Annotated in this window: 7 protein-coding genes; all 7 read right to left on the reverse strand. The window is 70.9% G+C overall.

Annotation, left to right across the window (positions count from 1 at the left end; genetic code table 11):
* Positions 1-46 precede the first annotated feature (46 nt).
* Positions 47-1,072, reverse strand: a complete 1,026-nt coding sequence (gene gap / locus VFB40_RS21810; RefSeq protein ID WP_324853563.1) for a type I glyceraldehyde-3-phosphate dehydrogenase — start codon at positions 1,070-1,072, stop codon at positions 47-49.
* Between the two features lie 374 nt (positions 1,073-1,446).
* A complete protein-coding gene (whiA, locus tag VFB40_RS21815) occupies positions 1,447-2,445 on the reverse strand; it encodes a DNA-binding protein WhiA (protein ID WP_324853565.1) in 999 nt (332 codons plus the stop codon).
* Positions 2,446-2,682: 237 nt separating this feature from the next.
* Positions 2,683-3,666 (reverse strand): gluconeogenesis factor YvcK family protein, encoded by a 984-nt coding sequence (locus VFB40_RS21820; protein WP_324853567.1) that lies wholly within the window; start codon positions 3,664-3,666, stop codon positions 2,683-2,685.
* A complete protein-coding gene (rapZ, locus tag VFB40_RS21825) occupies positions 3,663-4,571 on the reverse strand; it encodes an RNase adapter RapZ (RefSeq protein WP_324853569.1) in 909 nt (302 codons plus the stop codon). The genes VFB40_RS21820 and rapZ overlap by 4 nt, the downstream gene beginning before the upstream one ends.
* A 128-nt stretch (positions 4,572-4,699) precedes the next feature.
* On the reverse strand, positions 4,700-6,694 hold the full coding sequence (uvrC, locus tag VFB40_RS21830; RefSeq protein WP_324853571.1) for an excinuclease ABC subunit UvrC: 1,995 nt from the start codon (positions 6,692-6,694) through the stop codon (positions 4,700-4,702).
* A 119-nt stretch (positions 6,695-6,813) separates the two neighbouring features.
* Complete coding sequence (locus VFB40_RS21835; RefSeq protein ID WP_324853573.1) at positions 6,814-7,359, reverse strand: Rieske (2Fe-2S) protein; 546 nt, start codon at positions 7,357-7,359, stop codon at positions 6,814-6,816.
* Between the two features lie 281 nt (positions 7,360-7,640).
* Positions 7,641-8,419: ATP-binding cassette domain-containing protein (locus tag VFB40_RS21840; protein ID WP_324853575.1), on the reverse strand; the 779-nt coding region annotated here is incomplete at its 5' end.

An 8,419-nucleotide genomic window follows, 5' to 3' on the forward strand; every position in this document is an offset into this window, starting at 1 on the left:
TCGCATGCGGAACGCAGGCCCTACGACCCTGGCCTCGGGGGCTGGACTACAGCTGTCCGCCGACGTGCGCGATCAGGTCGACGAGGCGGTTCGAGTAGCCCCACTCGTTGTCGTACCAGCCGGCCACCTTGACCTGGTTGCCCTGCACCAGGGTCAGCTTCGAGTCGAAGATGCAGGAGGACGGGTCGGTGACGATGTCCGCGGAGACGATCTCGTCCGTGGTGTAGCGCAGGAAGCCCTTGAGCGGGCCCTCGGCGGCGGCCTTCTTGAAGGCCTCGTTGACCTCGTCCTTTGTGGTCTCGCGGGACAGGTCGACGGTCAGGTCGGTGATCGAGCCTACCGGCACCGGCACCCGGAACGCGAAGCCGTCCAGCTTGCCCTTGACCTCGGGGATGACCAGCGAGATCGCGCGGGCGGCGCCGGTGGAGGTCGGGATGATCGACTGGCCGGCCGAGCGGGCGCGGCGCAGGTCGATGGTGCCCTTGCGGGTCAGCGCGATCTGGTCGAGCAGCTGCTGCTCGGTGGTGTACGCGTGGATCGTGGTCATCAGGCCCTTTTCGATGCCGAACTCGTCGAGCAGGACCTTGACCAGCGGGGCCAGGCAGTTGGTGGTGCAGGACGCGTTGGAGATCACGTGGTGGTTCGCCGCGTCGTACTTGCCCTCGTTGATGCCCATGACGATGGTGATGTCCTCGTCACTGGCCGGGGCGGAGATGATGACCTTCTGGGCGCCGGCCTCGATGTGCTTGCGGGCGTCGGCGGCCTTGGTGAACAGGCCGGTGGACTCGACGACCACGTCGGCGCCGAGCTCCTTCCACGGCAGCGCGGCCGGGTCGCGCTCGGAGACCACCTTGATCGCCTTGCCGTTGATGACCAGGGTGTCGTCGGTGGCCTCGACGGTGCCCGGGAAGCGGCGCAGGGTGGTGTCGTACTTGAGGAAGTGGGCCAGGATCTCGGGCTTGGCCAGGTCGTTGATGCCGACGATCTCGATGTCGGCGCCCGAGGCCACCGCGGCCCGGAAGAAGTTGCGGCCGATGCGGCCGAAGCCGTTGATACCAACGCGGGTCGTCACGAACCGGTCTCCTCGCTCATGCACGCCGGCCGGGGATCCGCACGCTCCCGACACGGCATGCCGGTGATATCCGTTTAGTCGACCTCAACTTATCGCGGCAAAGGATGGCTAAGCCAACTGGCCCGGATGTTGGTATTACCTGCTGGTAACAAGGTTTCAGACAACAAAATCGCACGACGAGGAGGCATCCGCCGAGCCACGCCGGGCTCACGTATGAGGCCGGTCGGGCTCATACGTCAGGCCGGTGTGTCAGGCCGAGCCGTGCCCATGAATCAGGCCGAGCCGGACTCGTGTGCCAGGCCGACTACGACTCCTCGGCAGTTCCCTTGTGCGGGCCTGTTAACAAAGCCCCTGGGTCCGCGATCGCGGCCCGGTCACTCCGCGCCGATGCCGGCGTCGGCGAACAGCTCCGGCGTCAGGCTGGCTTCGGTGCCGGGCACGCCGAGCTCCGCGGCCCGGCGGTCGGCCAGGGCCAGCAGCCTGCGGATCCGCCCGGCCACCGCGTCCTTGGTCAGCGGCGGCTCCGCGAGCGCGCCCAGCTCCTCCAACGAGGCCTGCCGGTGCTCCAGGCGCAGCCGGCCCGCGATCGCGAGGTGCTCCGGGGCCTCGGCGCCAAGGATCTCCAGCGCGCGGCCTACCCGGGCGCCCGCCGCCACCGCCGCGCGCGCGGAACGGCGCAGGTTCGCGTCGTCGAAGTTCGCCAGCCGGTTCGCGGTCGCCCGCACCTCGCGGCGCATCCGGCGCTCTTCCCACGCCAGCACCGACTCGTGCGCGCCGAGCCGGGTCAGCAGCGCGCCGATCGCGTCGCCGTCCCGGACCACGACCCGGTCCACGCCCCGCACCTCGCGGTTCTTCGCGGACACGCCGAGCCGCCGGGCCGCGCCCACGAGGGCGAGCGCCGACTCCTGTCCCGGGCAGGTGATCTCCAGCGCCGAGGAGCGGCCGGGCTCGGTCAGCGAGCCGTGCGCGAGGAAGGCGCCGCGCCACGCGGCCTCCGCGTCGCAGATGGACCCGGAAACGACCTGCGGCGGCAGCCCGCGGATCGGCCGGCCCCAGCCGTCGACCAGGCCGGTCTGCCGGGCCAGCGCCTCGCCGTCCTTCACCACGCGCACGATGTACCGGCTGCCACGCCGCAGGCCGCCGGGAGCCATCACGCCGAGTTCGGAGGTGTGCCCGTACACCTCGGCGATGTCCTTGCGCAGCCGCCGAGCCGCGGCCGCGGTGTCGAGTTCCGCCTCGATCACGATGCGGCCCTGCACGAGGTGGATCGAGCCGGCGAAGCGCAGCAGCGAGGCGGCCTCCGCCTTCCGGCAGCACGGCTTCACCACCGTGAGCCGGCTCAGCTCGTCCTTGACCGCCGCGGTCATCGCCATCGCCTCGCGGCCTCCTCGCTCGCCTGTTTTCGGATCCCCCGGTTCCCCGGGCGTGCACTGCCGCGGCGCCCGGGAACGACGAGACGAAGATCCGCCCGGCCGGGCACCGCTGTAGCGTAACGGCCCGTGCCCCGCGGACCTTCCCTATCCGCGTGCACGTCACTGGTCAGGATGACACTCGGACGGCGCAATCCGCAGCGCTGTGACCGAAAGGACTCCGGACCTACGTCCGGAGGACTACACCAGAAGGGGACGCAGCGCGGTCGCGAGCCGTTCCGGGTCGTGGTAGGGCACTCCGCCCTCGGCGGCGACCTCGGCGGTGTGCACTTGCGCGCCGAGTGCGGCCGCCGCCTTCGCCAGTTGGAGCGCCTCGTCCCGGCCCCGTATCGAGCTGGGGTCGACGACGATCGCGTCCAGCCGCAGCGCCGGGGAGTGCGCGGCGAGCACTTCGACGTGATCGGCGGCGGTGTAGCCGTCGGTCTCGCCCTCCTGCGGCACCAGGTTGAGCACCAGCATGCGGCGGGCGCGGGTGGTGGTCAGCGCCTCGGCCAGCTCGGGCACCAGCAGGTGCGGCAGCACGCTGGTGAACCAGGAGCCGGGACCCAGGATCGCCCAGTCCGCCTCGTGGATCGCGGCCACCGCCTCGGGCACCGCCGGCGGGTTCTCCGGCAGCAGCCGCACGGCCAGCACCTCGCCGGGGGTCTTGGCCAGGTCGTGCTGCCCGCGCACGGTGGTGATCGCGTCCGGATTGCGCGGATCGGCGCCGCGCACGGTGGCCTCGATCTCCAGCGGCACCGCGGACATCGGCAGCACCCGGCCCTGCGCGCCGAGCAGCCGGCCGACCCAGTCCAGCGCGCCGACCGGATCGCCGAGCTGTTCCCACAGCGCCACGATGAGCAGGTTGCCGAGCGCGTGGCCGGCCAGCTGGCCGTCGCCGGAGAAGCGGTGCTGCAGGGCGTTGGCCCAGGTGCGGCCCCACTCGTCGTCGCCGCAGAGCGCGGCGAGCGCCATCCGCAGGTCGCCCGGCGGCAGTACGGCCAGCTCCCGGCGGATGCGGCCGCTGGAACCGCCGTCGTCGGCGACGGTCACCACCGCGGTGAGCCGGTCGGTGACCCGGCGCAGTGCGGAAAGACAGGCGTACATGCCGTGTCCGCCGCCGAACGCGACGACGGTCGGCGGGCGTGGATCAGGCTCGTGCGCGCTGTCTTCGGGTTCGATCACTCGCGTCCCATGTCCCGGTGGACCACCGTGGTATCCACACCGTCGTCGATCAGGCGCGCCGCGATCTGTTCCGCCATCGCGACGCTGCGGTGTTTCCCGCCGGTGCACCCTACCGCAAGGGTCAGATAACGCTTTCCCTCCCTTCGGTACCCGGCGGTGATGGTGCGCAACACCTCGCTGTAGGACTCGAGCAGGTCTTTCGCCCCGGGCTGTGCGAGCACGTATTCGCTCACCTCATGATCGAGCCCTGTCCTCGGCCGCAGCTCCGGGATCCAGTGCGGGTTGGGCAGGAACCGGCAGTCCACCACGAGGTCCGCGTCGACCGGCAGGCCGTACTTGAAGCCGAAGGACATGACGGTGGCGCGCAGCCCGGTCTCCGCGGAGCCGGAGAACACGCTCTCCAGCACAGCGCGCAGCTCGTGCACGTTGCGGCTGGAGGTGTCGAGCACCAGGTCTGCCTCGCCGCGCAGCTCGCGCAGCAGCTCGCGCTCGCGGGCGATCCCGTCGGTGATCCGGCCCTCGCCCTGCAGCGGGTGCGGCCGGCGCACGTTCTCGAACCGGCGCACCAGCACGTCGTCCGCGGACTCGAGGAACACGATGCGGTGGCGCAGGCCGCCGGAGTCCATCTGCTCCAGCGCCTCGTGCAAGTGCTCGAAGAAGGAGCGGCCGCGCACGTCCACCACCACCGCGATCCGCGGCACGCTGCCCTGGGTGCGCGCGGCCAGGTCCACCATGGTGGGGATCAGGCTGGGCGGCAGGTTGTCCACGACGAACCAGCCGAGGTCCTCGAGTACCTTGGCGGCGGTGGACCGGCCGGCCCCGGACATGCCCGAGATCACGACGAGCTCGGGCGGCTCGCCGCCGGGCGGTTCCGATTCCGTCGCGCTCGCTGCGGCGCTCACCATCGTCTCTCAGTCCCCCTTGGACTCGGCGTTGCCGGTGGTGCTGAAGTGTTCAGTTGTCTCAGAGCCGTCCGTGCTGAGCCTGCCACGGCCGGCCGGTCGTCCGCCCCCGAACGCGGACCGAACGGCCCCTAATTGTCACCCTCTTCGATGATCTCACCTGTGGCGGTGTTGATCGCATACGGACGCGGCGCCGTCGCCGCGGCCTTCTGCTCGGCCAGTGCCGCGGCGATCGTGGCCGCGGTGGCCGGGCCGATGCCGGGCACCTCGGCCAGCTGCTCCGCGGTCGCCGACCGCAGCGCCTTGACCGAGCCGAAGTGTTTCACCAGCGCCTTGCGCCGCACTTCGCCCAGGCCGGGGATCCGGTCGAGCGCGCTGACCGTCATGGCCTTCGACCGCTTCTGCCGGTGGAAGGTGATCGCGAACCGGTGCGCCTCGTCGCGCACGCGCTGCAGCAGGTACAGGGCCTCGCTTTGGCGCGGGAGGATGACCGGGTCCTCCTCGCCGGGCAGCCAGATCTCCTCCATCCGCTTCGCCAGGCCGGCGACCGCGATCTCGTCGATGCCGAGCTCGCCGAGGGCCCGGGCCGCGGCGGCGACCTGCGGCGGACCGCCGTCGACCAGGACCAGCTGCGGCGGGTAGGCGCTGCGGCTGAGCTTCTCGAACTCTTCCGGCTCGCCCTCTCCCTCGGTGTCCCCGGGCAGCAGCGCCTCGCCGCGCTTGGCGGTCTCGGCGAGGTAGCGGCGGAAGCGGCGGGTCAGCACCTCGTGCATCGAGCGCACGTCGTCCTGGCCCTCGAAGCTCTTGATGGTGAACCGGCGGTACTCGGACTTGCGCGGCAGCCCGTCCTCGAAGACCACCATCGAGGCGACCACGTTGGTGCCCTGCAGGTTGGAGATGTCGTAGCACTCGATGCGCAGCGGCGCCTGGTCCATGCCGAGGGCGTCGGCGATGGCCTGGAGCGCCTGGCTGCGCGTGGTCAGGTCGGAGGCGCGCTTGGTCTTGTGCAGGGCGAGGGCCTGCTTCGCGTTGCGCTCAACCGTTTCCATCAGGGCGCGCTTGTCGCCGCGGCGGGGCACGTGCAGGTCCACCTGGCCGGTGGCGCGCAGCACGGTCAGCCACGCGGAGACCGCGGCGCTGTCCTCGGGCAGGGCCGGCACGAGGATCTGGCGCGGCACCGCCTCGCCGGACTGCTCGCCGTAGAGCTGCTGCAGGAAGTGCTCGACCAGACCGCCGGTGTCCAGCTCCTCGACCCGGTCGACCACCCAGCCGCGCTGGCCGCGCACCCGGCCGCCGCGCACGTGGAAGACCTGCACCGCGGCCTCGAGCTCGTCCTCGGCGATGCCGATGACGTCGGCGTCGGTGCCGTCGCCGAGCACGATGGCGTTCTTCTCCAGGACGCGCTCGAGGGCGGCCAGGTCGTCGCGCAGCCGGGCGGCCTTCTCGAATTCGAGCTCGGCGGCGGCCTGCTTCATCTCGGTTTCCAGCCGCTTGGTGTACGAAGCGGTGTGCCCGGCGAGGAAGGCGCAGAAGTCCTCGGTGATCCGGCGGTGCTCCTCGGGGGTGACGCGGCCGACGCAGGGCGCGGAGCATTTGCCGATGTAGCCGAGCAGGCAGGGCCGGTCGGAGAGCTGCGCGCGCCGGTAGACGCCGTTGGAGCAGCTGCGCATCGGGAAGACCCGCAGCAGCGCGTCAACAGTCTCCCGGATCGCCCAGGCGTGAGCGTAGGGGCCGAAGTAACGCACGCCCTTGCGTTTGGGGCCGCGCATGACCTGGACGCGCGGGATGTCCTCGCCGATGGTGACCGCGAGGCTCGGATAGGACTTGTCGTCGCGGTACCGGACGTTGAACCGCGGGTCGAACTCCTTGATCCAGGCGTACTCCAACTGGAGCGCCTCGACCTCGGTGGTCACCACGGTCCACTCGACGGAGGCCGCGGTGGTCACCATCGCCTGGGTGCGCGGGTGCAGCGCGGCGAGGTCCTGGAAGTAGTTCGACAGCCGCGAGCGCAGATTCTTGGCCTTGCCGACGTAGACGACGCGGCCGTGCGGATCGCGGAATTTGTAGACCCCGGGCTGGGTGGGGATCGAGCCGGGGGCCGGCCGGTAGGTCGCCGGATCGGTCACAACCCCACCCTAGTGCGCGGAGGTGACAGCGAGACGACGTCCGCCGCAGCGCGGCACAACACCGCCCCGCGCGCCGGGACCGCAGGCGGACGGGGCGGGGCGGGATGGGCCGGGCGGAATCAGGCCAGGAAGATCTGCCCGCCGTCGACCTTGATGTTCTTGGCGGCCAGCGGCGCCTGGGCCGGACCGTTGATCACCGAGCCGTCCTTGGCGCTGAACACGGAACCGTGGCAGGGGCAGGTGATCTGGTTGTCCGAGACCGAGCCGACGGTGCAGCCCGAGTGGGTGCAGATCGCGGTGAACGCCTTGTAGGTGCCGGAGGCGGGCTGGGTGATCACGATGCCGCCGTCGGTGTTGACGATCTTGCCGCCGTCCACCGGGATGTCCGAGGTCGCGGCGAGGGCGCTGCTGCCGGAACCGGAGCCCGAGCCGGAGCCCGCGGACGCGGACGACCCGCCGCCGGCCGCGGCGTTGTTCTGCGAGCTGCCGGTCGAGGAGCCGCTCGACGAGCTGCTGCACGCGGCGGCGGTCAGGCCGATGGCCGCGGCCGCTCCACCGACCCCGGCCGCGCGCAGCACGGTCCTGCGACTGGAGCCGCAGTGGCTCGAACCACAGCAGGCCTCGGTCGTCTCGGCGATCTGCTGCTCGGTGGTTTCCAGGGCCATCAGAGATTTCCTCCACGAGAAAAGCGATGTCGGGCGACAGCGTATCCACGCCGACCGCCCGACTTTGTCACGGTGTCCTGAGAAACGGATGAGTTCACGCGGCGGTTCAGATCATGGACCTGTCGGCCGTGATCGGGCGGGAAAGTTTCCCGGGCGTTTACCCGCGCAAGCGGCCCGCGCCCTGTGGTCGGGGCGGGCCGCGTCGGCCGGCGTGGTGCACGTGAAGATGCGTGCGCGTGGAGGCGTGTGCGCGTGTGGAAGCATGTGCGCGCGTGACCGGGTCAGCCGGCCAGGATCTCCTTGAGGAACCGGCCGGTGTGCGAGTCCTTGTTCTTGGCCACCTGCTCGGGGGTGCCCTCGGCGACCACCCGGCCGCCGCCGCTGCCGCCCTCCGGGCCCATGTCCACGATCCAGTCCGCGGTCTTGATCACGTCGAGGTTGTGCTCGATCACGATGACCGAGTTGCCCGAGTCCACCAGCCGCCCGAGCACGCCGAGCAGCTTGCGGATGTCCTCGAAGTGCAGGCCGGTAGTCGGCTCGTCGAGCACGTACACGGTCCGGCCGGTGGAGCGGCGCTGCAGCTCGGAGGCCAGCTTCACCCGCTGCGCCTCGCCGCCGGACAGCGTGGTCGCGCTCTGGCCGAGGCGCACGTAGCCGAGGCCGACGTCGTTGAGCGTCTTGAGGTGCCGGGCGATGCCGGGGATGGCCTCGAAGAACTCCAGGGCCTCGGCCACCGGCATCTCCAGCACCTCGGAGATGGTCTTGCCCTTGTAGTGCACCTGGAGGGTCTGCTCGTTGTAGCGCTTGCCGTGGCAGACCTCGCAGGGTACGTACACGTCCGGCAGGAAGTTCATCTCGATCTTGATGGTGCCGTCGCCCTGGCAGTTCTCGCAGCGGCCGCCCTTGACGTTGAAGGAGAACCGGCCGGGCAGGTACCCGCGCACCTTCGCCTCGGTGGTCTCGGCGAACAACCGCCGGATGTGGTCGAAGACGCCGGTGTACGTCGCCGGGTTGGACCGCGGGGTGCGGCCGATGGGCGACTGGTCGACGTGCACGACCT

The sequence above is a fragment of the Actinocrinis sp. genome, from assembly GCF_035650855.1.
Lineage (GTDB): Bacteria > Actinomycetota > Actinomycetes > Streptomycetales > Catenulisporaceae > Actinocrinis.

Bases quoted from the DNA above. Each gene is read 5' to 3' on its own strand.
- rapZ (WP_324853569.1), bottom strand. From the start codon at position 4,571: ATGGTGAGCGCCGCAGCGAGCGCGACGGAATCGGAACCGCCCGGCGGC.
- whiA (WP_324853565.1), bottom strand. From the start codon at position 2,445: ATGGCGATGACCGCGGCGGTCAAGGACGAGCTGAGCCGGCTCACGGTG.
- VFB40_RS21835 (WP_324853573.1), bottom strand. From the start codon at position 7,359: ATGGCCCTGGAAACCACCGAGCAGCAGATCGCCGAGACGACCGAGGCC.